Raw genomic sequence first — 19,130 nt, forward strand, 5'->3', positions numbered from 1 at the left:
CCCAGCAAAAGCGCCGAAATGCCGGCTTAGGAATTCAAGCCCAGCACCAGCAGCATGAACGCGAATTGCCGCGCCGTATCATCAATGGACTTGAACCGGCCGGAAGCGCCGCCGTGGCCAGCGGCCATGTCGGTGTGCAGCAGCAGCAGGTTGTGGTCGGTTTTGGTGGCGCGCAGCTTGGCCACCCACTTGGCCGGCTCATAGTATTGCACTTGCGAATCGTGCAAACCAGTGGTCACCAATAGGTTGGGATAGGGTTGAGCCTTTACGTTATCGTAGGGAGAATACGAGAGCATGTACTTGAAATAGGGCTCGTCGGCGGGGTTGCCCCACTGGTCGTACTCGCCGGTGGTGAGCGGAATGCTGGGGTCCGACATGGTGGTCACCACGTCCACGAACGGCACGGCGGCGATGACGCCCTTGTAGAGGTCGGGCCGTAGGTTCACGATGCCGCCCATGAGCAGGCCCCCGGCGCTGCCGCCCATCGCAAAGAGCTTGGCCGTGGACGAGTACTGGCGCTGGCCGGCGTCGCTGGGCGAGGCGTGGGGCTTGGTGAGGAACTCCGAGCAGTCGATGAAATCGGTGAAGCTGTTCATTTTGTGCAGCATCCGCCCATCCTCAAACCACTGCCGCCCCATTTCCTGCCCGCCCCGAATGTTGCAAATGGCGTACACGAACCCGCGGTTGAGCAAGCTCAGGCGCGCCGCACTAAAGGTGGGGTCTGTTGAGTAGCCATAGGAGCCGTAGGCGTATTGCAGCAGCGGGGCGCTGCCGTCGAGCTTCGTGCCCTTTTTGTACACGACCGACATGGGAATCATCACGTTGTCGCGGCTCTTGACAAATACCCGGTCCGTCACGTAATCGGCTCGGTTGAAACCGCCGAGCACGGCCTGCTCCTTGCGCAGCGTGCGCTTATGCGTCGCAAAATCGTAGTCGTACACCGACGACGGCGTGGTGAGCGACGTGTAGTTGTAGCGCAGCGTTGGCGCATCAAACTCCGGGTTGACGCCAATGGTGGCCGTATAAGCTACCTCGTCGAAGTCGATTTTCTGCTCTTGCTTGTCCTTCCAACGGATGGTGCGCAATTGCAGTAAGCCCTCTTTGCGCTCGTTCAGCACCAAGTAATCCTTGAATAAGTCGAAGCCGGCCAGGAAAACCTCGGGCTGGCGCGGCAGCGCATCCTGCCAGCCGGCTTTGGCGGGGCTGGCCACGGGCGCCACCACCAGCCGGTAGTTGGGGGCCTGCCAATTGGTGCGGATGTAAAACTTGTCGCCCATGCTTTCCACCTCGTACAGGTGGTCGGGCTCGCGGGGCGTCAGCACTTTGAAGGCGCCCGCCGGGGCCCCCGCATCGAGGTAGCGGTACTCCGACGACAGCGAGCTACCCAGCTCGATGCCAATGTATTTCTTTGACTTTGTTCGGCTTACCCCCACGTGGAAAGTGTTGTCCTTCTCCTCGTACACCAAGGCATCCTGCTTAGGGTCGGTGCCCAGCGTGTGGCGGTACACCTGGTAGGGCAGCAGGGTGGTCGCGTCCTTCTTGGTGTAGAACACCGTTTTGTTGTCGGCAGCCCACACCGCTTCGCCGCCAGTGTTGGCAATGCTCTCGGGGTATAGCTTACCAGTGGTTAAGTTCTTGAAGCGCAGTGAGTACAGCCGCCGGCTCACCACGTCGTCTGAGTAGGCCAGCACTTGGTTGTTGTCGCTCACGGCCCAGCCGCCAATCTGGAAATACGTTTTGCCCTGGCCCAGCTGGTTGGCGTTGAGCAACACTTCCTCGGGGGCTCCCAGGCTGCCTTTTTTGCGGCAGTAGATGGGGTACTCGCCGCCCTGCTCGAAGCGCGTGTAATAGTAGTAGCCATTATCGCGGTAGGGCACCGAAGCGTCGTCTTGCTTAATACGGCCCTTAATTTCGGCCACCAGCTTTTGCTGCAACGCTTTGGTGCCGGCCATTTGCTGGTCGTAGTAGGCGTTTTCAGCGTTCAGGTAGGCCAACACTTCCGGGCTTTCCGGCTGGTTGAGCCAGTAGTAGTTGTCCGTCCGCGTAACGCCAAAGTTGGTGAATACCTTGGGCTTGATGGTCGCCACTGGGGCCGTCTGGGCCAGGGCCCCCGTGGCCAGGGCGGCGCCCGCGCCAGCTATAGCCGCTCGTTGTAGAATTCGCATAAAATCAGAAAAATTAGGATGCAAACAATGCGGCCGCTGCCGGCCAATGGTGCGTCAAGGTAACGGTGGCGTAACAAAAAAGCCGGCTCCCCTACGGGAACCGGCTTCTCATTGTGGCGCTTTACGCTTACTTCTTGTCCGTGTCGGGCGACTCAGGAGCCTCCGCGGGCCGCTCGTCGCTGGCCAGGTTAGGCTTCTCATCGCTCTTGCTCACCGAGAAGTTAAGTTCATCTTTACCGTCCTCGTAATCGGCGGTGATGATGTCACCGTGCAACACTTGGGCTTTGAGGATTTCCTCGGCAATCGGATCTTCGATGTATTTCTGGATTGCGCGGTTTAACGGCCGGGCCCCGTACTTGGGGTCGTAGCCTTTCTCCGCCACAAAATCCTTGGCCTTATCGGTCAGCTCCACCTTATAGCCCAGGGCGCTGACGCGTGAGAGCAACTTGCGGAGGCTGATTTCGATGATTTTGTGGATATCCTTCTTCTCCAGCGAGTTGAAGACAATCACGTCATCCAAACGGTTAAGGAACTCGGGCGAGAAGGTCTTCTTCAGGGCGTTGGTAATGGTGCCCTTCGTAATCTCGTCCATGTTGTCCTGCCGGGCCTTGGTGCCAAAGCCGATGCCGGCGCCAAAATCCTGCAAGTCACGGGCCCCAATATTCGAGGTCATGATGATGATAGTGTTGCGGAAGTCCACCTTGCGGCCCAAGCCGTCGGTCAGAATGCCATCGTCCAGCACTTGCAGCAACAGGTTGTACACGTCGGGGTGGGCCTTCTCAATCTCGTCGAGCAGGATTACCGAGTACGGCTTGCGGCGGATTTTCTCCGTCAACTGGCCGCCCTCTTCGTAGCCCACGTAGCCGGGAGGCGCGCCCACCAGGCGCGACACGCTAAATTTCTCCATGTATTCCGACATGTCAACGCGCACCAGCGAGTCTTCTTTGTCGAACAAATACGTGGCTAATACTTTGGCCAACTCCGTCTTACCTACGCCCGTGGGGCCCAAGAACACGAACGAACCAATCGGCTTCTTGGGGTCCTTCAAGCCCACGCGGGTGCGCTGAATGGCTTTCACCAACTGCTTGATGGCTTTCTCCTGGCCAATCACTTTGCCTTGCAGCTCTTCGCCCATGTTGAGCAGCTTCTGGCTTTCGTTCTGAGCCACGCGCGAAACGGGGATGCCGGTCATCATGGCGATTACCTCGGCCACGTTCTCCTCCTTCACCGTGTAGCGCTTCTTCTTGGTTTCCTCTTCCCAGCTTTTCTTAGCCGTTTCGAGTTGGTCCAACAACTTCTTCTCAGTATCGCGGAGCTTGGCGGCTTCCTCGTATTTCTGCGATTTCACCACGCGGTTTTTCTCGCCCTTGATGTTCTCAATCTGCTCTTCGAGCGTGAGGATATCCTCGGGCACCACAATATTGTTGATGTGCACACGGGCACCGGCTTCGTCCAAAATGTCAATGGCCTTGTCCGGCAGAAAACGGTCGCTCATGTAGCGGTCGCTCAGCATTACGCACTGCTCAATGGCTTTGTCCGTGTACACCACGTGGTGGTGGTCCTGGTACTTGTCCTTGATGTTGTGCAGGATTTCAATCGTCTCCTCAGGCGTGGTGGGGTCCACCATCACCATCTGGAAGCGGCGAGCCAGGGCCCCATCCTTCTCAATGTACTGGCGGTACTCGTCCAACGTGGTGGCGCCAATGCATTGAATTTCGCCGCGCGCCAAGGCCGGCTTGAACATGTTTGAAGCGTCGAGCGAACCCGAAGCGCCGCCGGCACCCACAATGGTGTGCAGCTCGTCAATGAACAGAATCACGTCGGGTGACTTCTCCAGCTCGTTCATCACGGCCTTCATGCGCTCCTCGAACTGGCCGCGGTACTTGGTGCCAGCCACCAGCGAAGCCAGGTCCAAGGTTACAACGCGTTTGTTGAACAGCACGCGGCTCACTTTTTTCTGGATGATGCGCAGGGCGAGGCCTTCAGCAATGGCCGTTTTGCCCACGCCGGGCTCCCCGATGAGGATGGGGTTATTCTTTTTGCGGCGGCTCAGGATTTGGGCAACGCGCTCAATTTCCTTTTCGCGGCCCACAATGGGGTCGAGCTTATCTTCTTCCGCCATTTTAGTGAGGTCGCGGCCGAAGTTGTCGAGCACCGGAGTGCGTGATTTCTCACCAGCTTTCTTGGTGCCGCCGGGGGCATTGCCAGCGCCTTGGCCGCGGCCTTGCTGGCCACCAAAGAGGCGGTCGTTGTCGTCGTCGTCGGTGTCGGGGGCTTTCGCGGCGGGCGTGGCGTTACCGTGGTAATCCAGCGAATCGCGGACGGTTTCGTAGTTCACGTTGAATTTGCTGAGAATTTGAGAAGAAATGTTGTCCTCATCGCGCAGAATCGAGAGGAGCAAGTGCTCAGTGCCAATGACTTCCGACTTGAAAATCTTGGCTTCGAGGTAGGTAATCTTGAGGACTTTCTCCGTCTGCTTGGTGAGCGGAATCGAGCCGGTGATGCTGTTGCCCTGCGTAGCGGTGTTGCGGGTGGCCTGCTCGAGCGAGAACTTTAGCTCGTCAAGTGCCACGCCCAGCTTGCGTAGCAAGCCGAGGGCTGTGCCTTCAGCTTCGCGGATCATGCCCAGCAGCAGGTGCTCTGTGCCGATGTAATCGTGGCCGAGGCGGATGGCCTCCTCCCGGCTCAGGGAGATGACTTCCTTGACGCGGTTTGAGAATTTAGCTTCCATGCGGATAAACGTAATGAAAAAAATGGATAGCCCCGCGTCGGGAATAGAAATAATTGACGAAAACGGGTTGGGCCGAGGTAGCTTGAAAACAAGCCGGTTCGGGCTAAGGTTCGGTCAGAATTAGAAACGAGAACGGGCGGGCGAAGTTTACTAAACCTTCAACCTAAATACGCGCCCGCCGCCGGCCCTTGGGCGAACAGCAAATCCAGGACGCTCAACCCGGGCTCAAAACCTGGGCCAAACACCTGTGGATAGGGCCGAACCACACTCAAAGCTGCCGGACTGTCAGGCCCGGGGCCCCCAGCCTTTGGGCTGAGCCAGTCGCGCCGGTCGAGGCAGCCCGGAGCCCCCGGGTGGCCGGGAACGCGGTAATTGGTGGTGAGTGTAACGGGTAACGTGAGGCGGAAGCAGCGCAGTTCCAGGCGTAAGAAGGCCAGGTTTAGCTCAAAAAGCCCAGTGGGCTTAGTGCGGTAGATGTCGTGCAGGTAGTCGGCGTAGTACTCGAAATACGGGCTATTGCCGTAGGCGGTTTGCAAGGTGCGCCAGTGGCGGTGCACCCAGTTTTGGCGGTAATCGATGTCAATATCGGACGTTTTGACTTTTTCGGCGCGGTTGCCGTCCACCACCGGCACCGTAAGGGCCTGCACGCCCTGCGCCGTGCGGATGAGGCAGCGGTTGCGGTAGGTTTGCTTGCGGTAGTTTTCCTGGGCTTCCAGCACCAAGCCATCGGCCTGGAGCAGGGCCGCAAAAAACGCCGCTGGTGGGTGATAGGGCAGTTCAGAAAGGATGAGCATTTATCGGAGAATAATTATCAGTGAGCAATTATCAATGAGTAACGAGTAATTGCTGGTGGTCAATTTGCAGATAAAAGTTACAGGTGTCCGCTGCAAACTGTTCATTGCCCATTCATAACTGCCCATTAAGCACCGCTTATTTTTGCACCATGCGTTTCCTCCTAATTTTATGGGCCTGCCTCGCCCAGGCGCTGGCTGCCCAGGCCGGCCCGCCGCGCCTGCTGCTCGACGTGGCCCGCTTCCGCAACCTGAACCAAGTGGAAAAAGGCGCCGAAGTGGAGCTGTACGTCACGGTGCCCACCCAGTCGCTCACCTACCGGCAGCGGGCCCCGCGGGCGTTCCAGTCGGCGGCCACCGTCACCCTCGAAATCCTCAAGGCCGACGGCAAGCCGGCTTACAAGGAAACGGTTATTCTGAAGCCGCCGGTCATCAACGACACCACGCTGGCCCTGAAAAACCCAGTTAGCTTCCTCAAGCGCATTCCGCTGCCCGACGGCCGCTACACGCTGCGCGGCACCGTGCGCGACCAGTACCGCGCCGGCAACGGCGAGGCCATGGTGGAGCGCCCGCTGGTGCTGGAAACCCCCACGGGGCCCACCCTGAGCGACGTGCTGCTGCTGGCCCGCCCCGCCGTGAAAAGCAACGGCGACGACACTTTCCTGCGCGGCGGCTACCTGCTAACCAGGGCCCCCAGCGGCTTTTTTGGCCGCGGGGCTGATAACCTATACTTCTACACCGAGTTGCAAGGGGCCCCCGCCGGCCAGCCCCTGCGCCTGCACTACCACTTATCAGCCCCCGACGGCACGGCTGCCGATGCTGACGCGCCCCTCACGCCCCAGGCCGGGCGTCCCACCACCATCGTCGGGCAGCTGCCGTTTGGGCCCCTGCCCGAGGGCGAGTTCACGCTGCTTGTGGACGTGTACAGCGGTAAAAAGCTGCTCACCAGCCACCGCGCCACCGGTAACCGCAGCACCACCGAGTACGCCCCCGCCGGGGCCGCGTCGCGTTGAGCGCACCCCAGGGCCGGCCCTACCCGTGGTACTACGCGCCGCTAAACTGGCTGCTGCTGGGCTTGGCCCACCTGCCGCTGGGGGCCCTGTACGTGGTAGCCGACGGTCTATATTATCTGCTGGCTTACGGGCTGCGCTACCGCAGCCGGGTGGTGCAGGAAAATCTGCGCAACTCCTTCCCCAATGAAAGCGAGGCCGAAATCCAGCGCATCACCCAGGGTTTCTACCGCCATTTCACGCAGCTCATCGTCGAAATTCTGAAGCTGGCGGTCATTAGGCCGGCCGAGCTGGCGCGCCGGGCCACTTGGGTGAACCCCGAGCTGATGGCCGGGGCCCTGGCGCGGCAGCGGCCTGTCATCACGCTGGGCTCGCACATGGGCAACTGGGAGTGGATTTTGGGCAGTGGGGCCCTGGCGCTGCCCGGCGTGATGGCCGGCGTGTACAAGCCCTTCAAAAACCCGTTTGTGGAAGCCTTTATGCGGCGGGTGCGCACCGCACCGGGGCCGAGGCCGTGCCCATGCTGGGCACCCTGCGCTACCTGGTGCAGCACCGCCGCGGCGGCCGCAACATCAGCCTGCTCACCGACCAGGCCGCGGGCCCCGAAGACCGGCCCTACTGGACCAATTTCCTGCACCAGGACACCGGCTTTTACAGCAGCGCCGAGCGGCTGGCGGCGCAGTTCGATTGCGCCGTGCTGTACGTGGGCATCCGCCGGCTGCGGCGCGGCTACTACGAAATCAAGTTTACAGAAATGCCCTCGGGGCCCGCCGTAGCAGCGGCTCCCAAGGGCACATTTCCCATCACCGAGGCCTTTGCCCGGCAGCTGGAGTTGGATATTCAGGCTTCGCCCGAGCAGTACCTCTGGACGCACCGCCGCTGGAAGCACAAAAGGCAATGAGTGAAGGAGAGAATTGTGAAAGAGTGAGTTGGTTAAGAATGATGGGAACTCAAAACAGAACGTCATGCTGAGCGCAGCCGAAGCATCTCTCCCGCGCAAGTAATTATTTACTGCTGCGGGAGAGATGCTTCGGCTGCGCTCAGCATGACGTTCTAATAACTTCTGGATGAATGCCAATAGCATCATTCACTCATTCACAACTCACTCCTTCACAATTACAAATACTGCTCGATGTCGCCGGCGCCCTGGCGGATCAATTCGAAGTCGTCGTTGGTGCAGTCAATGATGGTGCTGGGTACATTGCCGCCGAAGCCGCCGTCGATAACCAGGTCCACTAGGCCCCGGTATTTTTCAAAAATCAGGTCCGGGTCGGTCACGTATTCTTCGAGCGTGTTCTCATCGCTGCGCACCGAAGTGCTCACGATGGGGTTGCCCAGCTCCCGCACCAGGCTCAGGATAATCTGGTTGTCGGGCACGCGGATGCCTACCGTTTTGCGCTTCACGCCGCCGTGGCGCGGGGCGCTGGCGCTGGCCTCAAAGAGAAACGTGAAGGGCCCCGGCAGGGCTTTCTTAATAACCTTATAAGTAGTGGTGCTGATGCCGTGGGCATAGTCGCTGATGTGCGACAAATCTTGGCAGATGAAGCTCAGATTAGCTTTTTCGGGGTTCAGGCCTTTGATGCGGCACACCTTCTCCACCGCCTTGGCATTGGTCACGTCGCAGCCGATGCCGTACACCGTGTCGGTGGGGTAAATGATGACGCCGCCCTTGCGGAGAACGTCCACCGCCTGCTGAATGCGGTTGAGGGGCGGATTGTCGGGGTGGATGCGAAGGAGCGTGGCAGCCATATGGTTAGGAGTGGTAAGTAGGGGAGGGGCGGACCGCGAGGGCCTAAAACGAGCGGAAAAGTAAGCAACAACTACGTTTCATCCCCGCATAAAATTCCGGCCCGGGGCCCCAACGCCCGCCGGGGCCCCGGCGGACGGGTGCGTACTTTTGGGATTGCACTTTCGCTGACCCCCGTTTCTTCCATGCCCGAACCTGCCAAACTGTCAAGCGTTGAGCGCCGCGACCTCTCGGTGCGCCGCCGCAACCGCAACGCCGCCATTGTCTCCATCCTGGGCCTAACCCTGGTGTGCTTTTCGTACTATTTCTACCAGATTTTTTTCACGGCCAACATCGAAACCAAGGGCAAGCCCACCTACGTGCTCGTGCACCGGGGCGAGGATTGGAAGGCCGTGCTCGACTCGATAGACCACGCCGACGTGGTGGTGGACCGGCTCTCCATGCACTTCGTGGCCAAGCTGATGAAGTACAACCGCCCCGGGGCCGTGAAGCCCGGCCGCTACGAGCTGAAGGACGGCTACACCAACCGCCAGCTCATCGGCGTGCTGCGGGCCGGCATTCAGTCGCCGCTCAAGCTCACGTTTGCCAACGTGCGCCTGCGCCAGGAACTGGCCGCCAAGCTGGCCCGCCAGATTGACGCCCGCCCCGCCCACATCGACTCACTGCTGGCCAGCCCGGCCTATACCCGCAGCCTGGGCTTCGATACCACCACGGTGCTCACCATGTTCATTCCCAACACGTACCAGATTTATTGGAACACGTCGGCCGAGAACCTGATGCAGCGCATGAAGAAGGAATACGAGAAGTTCTGGACGCCCGCCCGCGACGCGGCCCGCGAGAAGGAGCACCTCAGCCGGGCCCAGGTGAGCACCCTGGCCAGCATTGTGGAAGCCGAGCAGCAGCAGCACGCCCACGAACGCCCCCGCATCGCAGCCGTGTACCTCAACCGCCTCCGCAAGGGCATGAAGCTGCAAGCCGACCCCACCGTGGTGTACGCCAACCGCGACTTCACCATCAAGCGCGTGCTGAACGTGCACCTGCAAAAAGACTCGCCCTACAACACCTATAAGTACGCCGGCCTGCCCCCGGGGCCCATCGACCTGCCCAGCATCGCCAGCATCGACGCCGTGCTGCACCCCGAGGACAACGACTACCTCTACTTCTGCGCCAAGGAGGATTTCAGCGGCTACCACGCCTTTGCCACCAACGAGCGCGACCACATCCTAAACGCCCGTCGCTACCAAGCGCCCTGAACCGGGCGGGGATTAAGTAATAGAATAGCTTTTAGCTGTCAGCCATTAGCTGTCAGCCATTAGCTGTTAGCTTCGGGTTAGTCTAAAAAAAAGCTAACAGCTAATGGCTGACAGCTAAAAGCTAAAAAAATGTACTCCTCTGACATCCAAATCCGCGTGCGCTACGCCGAGACTGACCAAATGGGCTACGTGTACCACGGCAACTACGCGGCGTTTTTTGAAGTAGCGCGCACCGAGGCGTTTCGGCAATTGGGCATTCGCTACAAGGACCTGGAGGCCGACGGCGTGGGCATGCCGGTGGGCGAACTGCGCACGCGCTTCCGCCGCCCGGCCCGCTACGACGACCTGCTCACCATCCGGTTGCTGCTGAAGCAGCCCGCCGAGGGTTCGCGGGTGCTGTTCGAGTACGAGATTTACAACGAGGCCCGCGAGCTGCTCACCGAGGGCCACACCCTGATGGTGTTCGTGAGCACCGCCACCGGGCGGCCGGTGCCGGTACCGGCCAATATTGCCGACAAGTTGGCGCCGTATTTTAGCGACGACGAAACGGCGGGGCCCCTCGGCGGTGTTCAGCCCGTGCCGACGGACGCGCCCGCGCCGGCCGCCTTCGGCAAGTAAACCCTTCTATCTATGCACTCGCCCGTCCTCCGCCGCCGCGCCCGCCTGCCCGACCTGCGCCAGCAGCGCTCGTACCGGCGCGTCATCGTGGGGCTGAAGCGGTTCCAACTGTTTGGCGGCCAGGCTTCGCTGTACGACGTGCTGGACCGCGTGCTGCTGGAACTGCGCCTCGACAGCCTGGAAAAGCGCGCCGCCTACATGGCCTTCAACCTCACGGTGGCCCTATTTCCGACCATTATTTTCCTGTTCACGCTCATCCCGTACATCCCGGTGCCGAACCTGAACGTGGACATTTTGCAGTTCCTGGGCGACTTCATGCCACCCGAGCTGTACGCCGCCACGGCTTCCACCATAGAGGACATCGTGAACATTCCGCACGGGGGCCTGCTCTCGTTCGGGTTTGGTACGGCCCTGGTGCTCAGCTCCAACGGCGTGATGGCCCTGCTCGACGCCTTCGAAAAAAAGTACCCCAACTTCAAGCACCGCAGCTACATCCGCAAGCGCCTCATTGCCACGGCGCTGACGTTCGTGTTGTCGCTCATTCTGGTGCTGGCCATTGCCGGCATTTTCTTCGGTACCTACCTCATCGATGGGCTGGTGTTCTACGAGATTGTGCCCGAGCGTTACACCGACCTTGTGCTGACGGCGGTGCGGTTTGGCTCGCTGCTGGGGCTGTTCCTGAGCACGACCTGCGTGATTTATTACTTCGTGCCGCCCGTGCACGATAAATGGCCGCTGCTCTCGGCCGGCGCCATCGTGGCCACGTTGCTCATCTTCTTGGTGTCGTTCCTGTTCACGCTTTACGTCCGCATTTTCGATTCTTACAACCACTTCTACGGCTCCATTGGGGCCCTGGTGGGCTTTATGGTGTGGCTCGAATTTGTGTGCATGACGCTCATCATCGGCTTCGAGGTGAACGTGAGCGTGGACGCGGTGACGGGCCGCATCAAAAAAATAACGGCTAAGGAGCCGTTGAAAATGAACCGCTAAGCCCCGCCTGTTGGGGCCCCGGCGATAAAAAAAGCGTGCGCTTTATTGTTCGGTGCGCCGCGGTTCTTACTTTTGCGGTCCCCGAACCACTCGGGGGCCCGATAGAGAGGTGGCAGAGTGGTCGAATGCGACGGTTTCGAAAACCGTTATACCGGCAACGGTATCGGGGGTTCGAATCCCCCCTTCTCTACAAAAGGCTTTTTCTACTTTAGAAAGAGCCTTTTTTTCTTGTCAGCAACCGGCCTTGCAGGCTTTTCTTACCCAGAGAAGTGGCAGAGTGGTCGATTGCGGCGGTCTTGAAAACCGCTGACTGTAACAGGTCCGGGGGTTCGAATCCCTCCTTCTCTGCACCGTCGCTTGCTGGCAGCCTTACTCCCCGTCTCCCTCCCGGAGGCGGGGATTTTTTTTGGTACTTGCCTTTTGGCTGGGGCCCCGGGCAACGCCAGGCGCATGTTCGTCGTTTGGGTCGTTTATTGTTGAGTTGCTATACTATGTTTGGTTATTATTCCTATTTCTACCCAGCCCTTACCCCTTAGGTTATCATGTTCCGGTTTTTTACGCTATTGCTGCTGGTGAGCGCCCTGGGCCTCGCGCCGGCCGCCGCCTACTCCGTGCTCACGCACCAGGCCAATGTTGATTCGTGCTGGAAGCCTTGCTTGCTGCCGGCCTTGCAGCGCCGCTACCCCGGCGCTACGGACGAAGAGCTGGTGAAAGCCAAGGCCTTTGCCTACGGCGGCGCCATTATTCAGGACATGGGCTACTACCCGCTGGGGGCCCCCCTGTTCACCAACCTTACCCACTACGTGCGCTCGGGCGACTTCGTGCGCAACATGCTTGACGAGGCCCACAACCGCGACGAATACGCCTTTGCCTTGGGGGCCCTGGCGCACTACGCCGCCGATTTGGAAGGCCACTCCGAGGGCACCAACCGCGCCATGCACTTAGTGTACCCCGAATTGGAGGCCAAGTTCGGCAAGGTCATCACCTACGAAGACGCCCCTAAGCAGCACACCCAACTGGAGTTTGCCTTCGACGTGACGCAGGTGGCGGCCGGGCGCTACCGCACCGAGGACTACCACAACGCCATCGGCTTCGAGGTGGCCAAGGAGGTGCTGGAGCGGGCCTTCGAGAAAACTTACGGCCTGCCGCTGGGCAAGGTGTTTCTCAACACCGACGTGAGCATTGCCACGTTTCGCTTCACCGTGCAGCGCATCATTCCGCTGGCCTCGCGCTCGGCTTGGCACTACCAGAAGAAGGAAATTCGCCAGCTGACGCCTGGCATCAAGCGCCGCGCTTTTGTGTACCATCAAGACCGCAAGGAATACCGCGAGCGCTACGGGAAGAAATACGAGCGCCCCGGGTTTGGGGCCCGGATGCTGTCGGTATTTATCGGTATTCTGCCCAAGGTGGGGCCCCTGAAGCCGTTCGCGTTTCGCCCGCCCACGCCCGAAGCCCTGAAAATATTCCGGACCAGCTTTGCCATTGTAATGAAAACCTACTGCGGCCTGCTGGGCCAGCAGGGGGCCCAAGCGCCCGCACCCGCCCTGGCCAACGAGGATTTTGACACCGGCGACAACACCCACTTTGGCGAATACGCGCTGGCCGACAAAACCTACGGCGAGTGGGTGCGCAAGCTGGCCCGCGAAAAGTTCGCCGGCGTAACGCCGCCCATGCGCGCCAACATCCTGACTTTTTTCGCATCGGGCAAGGCAAAGCCCGCCGATAAGGAGGAGCAGGAAAACGACAACCGCAAGGAAACCACCGAGGCGCTGGCCCAGCTGAAGGCTTTGCCCGCGGCGGAAATGGGAAAATAAGATATTGATTAATTGGTTATTAAGACAGTATCTAAATTATAAAAACTGGTAACTTTTCGGGGCCGCCGGTTGTCAGAAGAGGCACTGCTTGCGTATACGGTGAAGACCGTAGCGCTTGCACTTACCGCTAACCTCCCTTTTCTGATGAACCACGACCTTACCCCCGACGGCGCCGCGGCCGACGGCGCCGCGGCCGACGGCTCGCGCCGCTCCTTTGTGAAGCAGGCCGGGGGCCTGCTGGGCCTGGCCCTGGCCCCGCCCATTACCGGTTTTGCCGACCGGCTGGCCGGCCCTGCCAAAACCCTGGAGGGCCCCACCGACCTCACGCTGCGCATCAACGGCGCCGCCCGCACCCTGCGCGCCGAGCCCCGCGTAACGCTGCTCGACGCCCTGCGCGAGTACATGGACCTGACCGGCACCAAAAAAGGCTGCGACCACGGCCAATGCGGGGCCTGCACCGTGCTGGTGGACGGTCGCCGCGTCAATTCCTGCCTCACGCTGGCCGTGATGGCCCAGGGCAAGGAGATTACGACTATTGAGGGCCTGGCCAAGGGCGACGACCTGCACCCTATGCAGGAGGCGTTCCTCAAGCACGATGGCTTCCAGTGCGGCTACTGCACGCCGGGCCAGATTATGAGCGCCGTAGCCTGCGTGAAAGAAGGCCACGCCACCTCCGATGCCCAGTGCCGCGAGTGGATGAGCGGCAACCTGTGCCGCTGCGGCGCCTACCCCAACATTGTGGCCGCCGTGCGGGAAGTGGCCGGCAAAGCCTAAACCGGCGCCAGGGGCCCCACGGGTACGCTTTAGGCGCGTCCGTGCCCCTGGCCACCTGCGTTGCGCCCGCCCGCGCCTTGCTGCCTCCCCGCCTCTCAACTATCGACCCGATGAATAACTTTAGCTATACTCAGGCCAAAACGGCCAAGGAGGCCACCGGCCTCCGCCAGGGGGCCCCGCAGGCCGCCTACATTGCCGGCGGCACCACCCTGCTGGATTTGATGAAGGCCAACTTGGAGGAACACTCCCAGCTGGTGGACATCAACATGCTGCCCTTCAAGGGCATTGAGCAGACCAGCGACGGGCTGCGCATTGGCGCCATGGAGCGCATGAGCGACGTGGGCGAGCACCCACTGGTGTTGCAGCAGTACCCGGCCGTGTCAGAGTCGCTGCTGCTGGCGGCCTCGCCGCAGCTGCGCAACATGGCCAGCATTGGCGGCAACATTTTGCAGCGCACCCGCTGCGGGTATTTTCGCGACGCCGCGTTTCCGTGCAACAAGCGGGTGCCCGGCTCGGGCTGCCCGGCCATCAAAGGCGACAACCACAACCTGGCCATCCTCGGCACCAGCGATGCCTGCATTGCCACCGCCTACCCCGGCGACCTGAGCGTGGCCCTGGCTGCCCTCGACGCCGTGCTAACTCTGGAGAACGTCAAGGGCAAGCAGCGCCGCGTGCCCGTTACGGAGTTCTACGTGCTGCCCGGCAAGACCCCGCAGAAAGAAACCGTGCTGGAGCCCGGTGAGCTGATTGTGTCCGTGACGATTCCAGCCGCGGCCCACGCCCGCCGCTCCACTTACTTGAAGGTGCGTGAGCGCGCCAGCTACGCCTACGCCCTGGCCTCGGCCGCGGTGGGACTCGACGTGCAAGGCGGCACCATCCGCTCGGCCCGCGTGGCTTTGGGTGGGGTGGGCACCAAGCCCTGGCGCAGCCCGGAGGCCGAAAAAGTGCTGACGGGGGCCCCGGCCACCGAAGCCACTTTCCGCGCCGCCGCCGCCGCTGCCCTGCGCGGGGCCCAGCCCCGCGACGACAACCGCTTCAAAGTGGAGCTGGCCCAAAACACCCTCGTGCAGGCCTTACTAACTGTTAGCGCTTAGGGACTATCGGGATAGGTTGTCATGCTGAGCGCAGCCGAAGCATCTCGCGTGCAGCAGTAATACAATCCAATGCAACGAAGCACGCGAGATGCTTCGGCTGCGCTCAGCATGACCGTCGCTTTACTAGCATCTAAGAATTACTTCCTGATGGATACCGAACCTAAATTTTTCGAAACCAACCCCACCGCCGGCCTGGTGGGCCAGCCGCTGACCCGCATCGACGGGCGCGCCAAGGTAACGGGGGCAGCCAAGTACTCAGCCGAGTACAACAACCTGCCGGGCCTGGTGCACGCTGTGCTCAAAACCAGCGACGTGGCCAAGGGCCGCATCACGGGCTTCGACATTAGCGCGGCCCAGAAGCAGCCGGGCGTGCTGGCCATCCTCACCCACCAGAACATCCCGAAGCTGGCCAAAACGCCCAACGACGACGCGGGTAAAAAAGCCATTGGGGCCCCGATGGGCTTTTTGCCGCTTACCGGCGACCAGATTTTCTACGCCGGCCAGCCCGTAGCCATCGTGGTGGCCGATACCTTGGAGCGTGCCCAGTACGCCGCCGCGCTGCTTAAAGTGCAGGTGCAGGTGGAGAAGCCGCTGGCCTCCTACGAAGACCCGAAAGCCAAGCTGTTCGACCCCGAGAAGATCCAGGATGGCAAAGCTGACGGCCACACCCGGCGCGGCGACGCGCAGGCGGCCTTCGCGGCGGCCCCGGTGCAGCTCACTCACACTTACATCCACGCCATCAACCATCACAACCCGATGGAGCCCGGTGCCACCACGGCGCACTGGGAGGCCCCCGACCGGCTGACGGTGTACGAATCGACGCAGGGCGTGACGCGCACCCAGAAATCGCTGAGCACCATGCTGGGCCTTTCGGCCGAGCAGGTGCGGGTGGTAACCAAGTACCTCGGCGGTGGCTTTGGCTGCAAGGGCGCAAGCTGGCCCCACACCGTCCTCACGGTGCAGGCAGCCAAGGCGGTGGGCCGGCCGGTAAAGCTGGCGCTCACGCGGCCCCAGATGTTCACGAGCATGGGCCACCGCGAAGACCAGCAGCAGACCCTGAAAATTGGGGCCACGAAGGATGGCAAACTTACGGCCCTCATCCACGAGAAAACCTCGACGACTTCGCCGTGGGACAACTACGCCGAATCCAACAGCAAGATCATCAACCTGCTATACGAGTGCCCCACGTTTGAGGCGACGTACCAGCTGGCCCGCGCCGACGTGATGACGTCCACGTTTATGCGGGCCCCGGGCGAGGCCCCCGGCTCGTTCGCCATCGAGTGTTCGATGGACGACCTGGCCGAAAAGCTGGGCATCGACCCGCTGGAAATTCGCCTGCGCAACTACGCCGAGAAGGACCCCAGCACCGGCCAGCAGTGGAGCAGCAAAAGCCTGCGCCAGTGCTACGCCCGCGGGGCCGAGCTATTCGGCTGGAGCAAGCGCAACCCCAAGGCCGGCGCTACCCGCGACGGTAAGCTGCTGGTGGGCTGGGGCATGGCCACGGCCAGCTACCCGGTGCACAACTCGCAGGGTACGGCCCGCGCCCGCCTCTACGCCGACGGCCACGCCGTGGTGCAGAGTGGCGCCACCGACCTGGGCACCGGCACTTATACCGTGATGACCCAGGTGGCCGCCGACGGCCTGGGCCTGCCAATGGAGAAAATTCGCTTCGAACTGGGCGATACCCGGCTGCCCACGGCCCCCAACTCGGGTGGTTCGGTGGCCGCCGGTACGGTGTCGTCGTCGGTGTACATGGCCGTGCAGGACGTGTGGCAGAAGCTCATCAAGGTAGCGGTGCTCGACAAGAAGTCGCCGCTGTACCGGGCCAAGATTGCCGATGTGGAGGCCAAAGCCGGCCGCTTGCAGCTGAAGACCAACCCCAACAAGGGCGAAGGCTTTGCCGACGTGATGAAGCGGGCCGACCTGAGCGATATCGAGGGCAACGGCCAGGGCCGCTACGGCAGCGGCTACGAGGATGCCCAGGCCGCCGCCAACGCCGACCCCAGCAAGAAGGACGAGGTGGGCCACCACTCCATGCACTCCTTCGGGGCCCACTTCTGCGAAGTGAAGGTGGACCCCGAGTTGGGCACCGTGCGCGTGACCCGCTGGGTGAGCGTGCACGCCGCCGGCCGCATCCTGAACGCCAAAACAGCCCGCAGCCAAATCATCGGCGGCAGCATTTTCGGCATCGGCTGCGCGCTGATGGAAGCCACTGTGCGCGACCAGAACCTGGCCCGCTACACCAATTCCAACCTCGCCGACTACCACATTCCCACCAACGCGGACATTCCGGAAATGACCGTGGAATTCATCGACGAGCACGACCCTTACATCAACGCGATGGGGGTGAAGGGCATCGGCGAAATCTCGATGGTGGGCGTGTCGGCCGCCGTGGCCAACGCCGTGGCCCACGCCACCGGCCGCCGCGTGCGCAGCCTGCCCATCACGCCCGATAAGGTGCTGGGCGCGAAGGCCGTATCGTAGTAAGTGTTTCGGGTAGTGAGGTGGTCCGGCGAGTCGCCCGAAGGGTTTTATCGGGCCACTCTTAGGCTGCCCCGGGGCCCCTGGTCTTTAGTCAGAGTGGCCCGACGAAGCCCTTCGGCGATTCGCCGGACCACCCCGCTCTATATTAATACCTCAAATACTAGCAATAGAAAAGGCCGACTCCAGAAATGGGGTCGGCCTTTTTGTTGAGCAATAATAGGGCCCCTGGGGCCCCAATACTGCCCTACGGCGTGAGCAGCGCCGCGAGCTGCTGCAAGGTAATTTCCGCCGATACGGCATTGTAGCGGTAGTTCACCAGGCGGTAGCCGGCGTCCTCGAAACTCTGCTGGGCGATGCGCACGTCCACTAGGGTGGAGAGTCCAGCGTCGAGGCGCAGCTGCACCAGGTTGAGAAGCTTTTTAGCGGTGGTGTAGCTTTCCTGAGCGGTATTCACAAGGGCCAAGGTTTGCTGGTAGGCTTCCCAGGCTTTCAGGGCGTTGGTGCGGTAATCGCGCTCCAGGGCAGTACGTTGCAGCTGCGCAGTCTGGGTATTAAGCCGGGCAATTTTTACCAGCCGCTTGTTGGTGCCGCCCGTGTAAATGGGCACGCCCAGGCTGAGGCCGGCGTAGGGTCCGTAGCTCTGGTTGAAGAGCGTGGTGCCCACCGCGTTCTGGTTGCGGGCGAAGTTGGTGCCCGAGTTGAGCGAGAGTGACGGGTAGCGGTTGGCGCGGGCCACGCGCTCCAGCAGCTCGTTCACGCGCACTTGGCGCTCGGCGGCCAGCAGGTCGGGGTTCTTGGTGAGCGAGGCGCTGATATCCTCCCAGCGCAGGTTCTGGTTCACCGGAATGGTGTCCTCCACGGCCACGCGCGTATCGAGGTCGAGGGTGAGGGAGCGGAGCAAATCGGCGGTGGCCTGCTGGGCGGCCAGGGCCTGCTGCTGCTGGGTTTGCAGCTGCGCGTTCAGGTCGAGCTGGGCCTGGAACAGGTCGGCGTTGTTGGCCAGGCCCACGCTCTGGCGCGCCTTGATGAGCTTCAGCTTCTGCCGCGACACCTCGGCCGAGGCCTCCAGGGTGCGGATGTAGCGCTGCTGCTGCACCACGGCGTAGTACTTCAGGCTTACGTCGGCCAGCACGTTCTGCACCGTCGAGTTCAGCTGGAGCTGGCTGATTTGCTCCAGCTCGCCCAGGCGCTTGCGGGTGGCCACCACCAGCCCGCCGTTGTAGAGCAGGTACGAGCCCGTCAGGCCCACGTTGTACTGCGTCGAGCGGGCCCCCACGCGCGTCACCCCCAGGCCGGTGTTAAATTCCTGCTGCGTGTTGTTCACCACCACGTTGTTGCTGGCCGCAATGCCCACGGTGGGCAGCCCCCCGGCAAAGCCCGCCGAATTGTACAAATCCTGCACCGCCACGTTGGTCTGGCCGATCTGAATGTCGAGGCTGTTCTTGAGGGCCGTTTGCAGGGCCTCGCGCAGGGTGAGGGTAGGGGCCTGGGGGCGCGCCACGCTGTCGGCTGGCGGCAGGGTGGAGGACATCGTGGGCCGCGTTTGGGCCCCGGCGGGGCTCAGCACGCCGCCAGCCAAAAGAAGGAGCCAGGCAATAAATACTTTCATCGAATCGGGGAGGCGAATAGGTAAAGGTCGCCCGCTGCTTGGGGAATCGT

Annotated in this window: 13 protein-coding genes, 2 tRNA genes and 1 pseudogene; 11 read left to right on the top strand and 5 right to left on the bottom strand. The window is 61.5% G+C overall.

Annotation, left to right across the window (positions count from 1 at the left end; all coding sequences use genetic code 11):
- Positions 1-26 precede the first annotated feature (26 nt).
- The 3 genes from BEN49_RS05960 to BEN49_RS05970 all read right to left on the bottom strand — a co-directional run bounded on the left by BEN49_RS05960 (position 27) and on the right by BEN49_RS05970 (position 5,690).
- The gene (locus tag BEN49_RS05960; protein WP_083325817.1) at positions 27-2,165 is read right to left on the bottom strand and encodes a S9 family peptidase; all 2,139 of its coding nucleotides are present in this window, start codon (positions 2,163-2,165) and stop codon (positions 27-29) included.
- A gap of 127 nt (positions 2,166-2,292) precedes the next feature.
- Positions 2,293-4,896, bottom strand: a complete 2,604-nt coding sequence (locus BEN49_RS05965) for an ATP-dependent Clp protease ATP-binding subunit (RefSeq protein ID WP_070742101.1) — start codon at positions 4,894-4,896, stop codon at positions 2,293-2,295.
- A 158-nt stretch (positions 4,897-5,054) separates the two neighbouring features.
- On the bottom strand, positions 5,055-5,690 hold the full coding sequence (locus BEN49_RS05970) for a WbqC family protein (protein WP_070742103.1): 636 nt from the start codon (positions 5,688-5,690) through the stop codon (positions 5,055-5,057).
- Positions 5,691-5,839: 149 nt separating this feature from the next.
- On the opposite strand from BEN49_RS05970, the gene BEN49_RS05975 reads away from it, so the two are divergent.
- A complete protein-coding gene (locus BEN49_RS05975; RefSeq protein WP_070742105.1) occupies positions 5,840-6,700 on the top strand; it encodes a hypothetical protein in 861 nt (286 codons plus the stop codon).
- 92 nt (positions 6,701-6,792) lie between these two features.
- Positions 6,793-7,598 (top strand): annotated as a pseudogene (locus tag BEN49_RS05980) (lysophospholipid acyltransferase family protein).
- Positions 7,599-7,813: 215 nt separating this feature from the next.
- On the opposite strand, the gene BEN49_RS05985 reads toward BEN49_RS05980, so the two are convergent.
- Complete coding sequence (locus tag BEN49_RS05985; RefSeq protein ID WP_070742107.1) at positions 7,814-8,446, bottom strand: L-threonylcarbamoyladenylate synthase; 633 nt, start codon at positions 8,444-8,446, stop codon at positions 7,814-7,816.
- A 183-nt stretch (positions 8,447-8,629) separates the two neighbouring features.
- Here BEN49_RS05985 and mltG point away from each other — a divergent pair, with 183 nt between their 5' ends.
- From mltG to BEN49_RS06030, 9 genes are all read left to right on the top strand, one after another.
- Positions 8,630-9,697, top strand: coding sequence for an endolytic transglycosylase MltG (gene mltG, locus BEN49_RS05990; protein ID WP_070742109.1), 1,068 nt, complete (start codon positions 8,630-8,632; stop codon positions 9,695-9,697).
- Between the two features lie 129 nt (positions 9,698-9,826).
- Positions 9,827-10,315: an acyl-CoA thioesterase gene (locus BEN49_RS05995; protein WP_070742111.1), complete on the top strand. Its 489-nt coding sequence runs from the start codon at positions 9,827-9,829 to the stop codon at positions 10,313-10,315.
- A 12-nt stretch (positions 10,316-10,327) separates the two neighbouring features.
- Positions 10,328-11,305: a YihY/virulence factor BrkB family protein gene (locus BEN49_RS06000; protein WP_070742113.1), complete on the top strand. Its 978-nt coding sequence runs from the start codon at positions 10,328-10,330 to the stop codon at positions 11,303-11,305.
- A 103-nt stretch (positions 11,306-11,408) separates the two neighbouring features.
- Positions 11,409-11,495, top strand: a tRNA-Ser gene (locus tag BEN49_RS06005).
- Between the two features lie 73 nt (positions 11,496-11,568).
- Positions 11,569-11,653 (top strand) — tRNA-Ser (locus BEN49_RS06010).
- A 194-nt stretch (positions 11,654-11,847) separates the two neighbouring features.
- On the top strand, positions 11,848-13,119 hold the full coding sequence (locus BEN49_RS06015; protein WP_070742115.1) for a zinc dependent phospholipase C family protein: 1,272 nt from the start codon (positions 11,848-11,850) through the stop codon (positions 13,117-13,119).
- Positions 13,120-13,263: 144 nt separating this feature from the next.
- Positions 13,264-13,893 (top strand): (2Fe-2S)-binding protein, encoded by a 630-nt coding sequence (locus BEN49_RS06020; protein ID WP_070742117.1) that lies wholly within the window; start codon positions 13,264-13,266, stop codon positions 13,891-13,893.
- 110 nt (positions 13,894-14,003) lie between these two features.
- Positions 14,004-14,987 (top strand): FAD binding domain-containing protein, encoded by a 984-nt coding sequence (locus BEN49_RS06025; protein ID WP_070742119.1) that lies wholly within the window; start codon positions 14,004-14,006, stop codon positions 14,985-14,987.
- Positions 14,988-15,134: 147 nt separating this feature from the next.
- Positions 15,135-17,471, top strand: coding sequence for a xanthine dehydrogenase family protein molybdopterin-binding subunit (locus BEN49_RS06030; RefSeq protein WP_070742121.1), 2,337 nt, complete (start codon positions 15,135-15,137; stop codon positions 17,469-17,471).
- Between the two features lie 244 nt (positions 17,472-17,715).
- Here BEN49_RS06030 and BEN49_RS06035 read toward each other — a convergent pair whose 3' ends face one another.
- Entirely contained in the window at positions 17,716-19,080 is a 1,365-nt protein-coding gene (locus BEN49_RS06035) for a TolC family protein (protein WP_083325818.1), read from the bottom strand.
- Between the last annotated feature and the right edge of the window lie 50 nt (positions 19,081-19,130).

The sequence above is a fragment of the Hymenobacter coccineus genome, from assembly GCF_001816125.1.
Lineage (GTDB): Bacteria > Bacteroidota > Bacteroidia > Cytophagales > Hymenobacteraceae > Hymenobacter > Hymenobacter coccineus.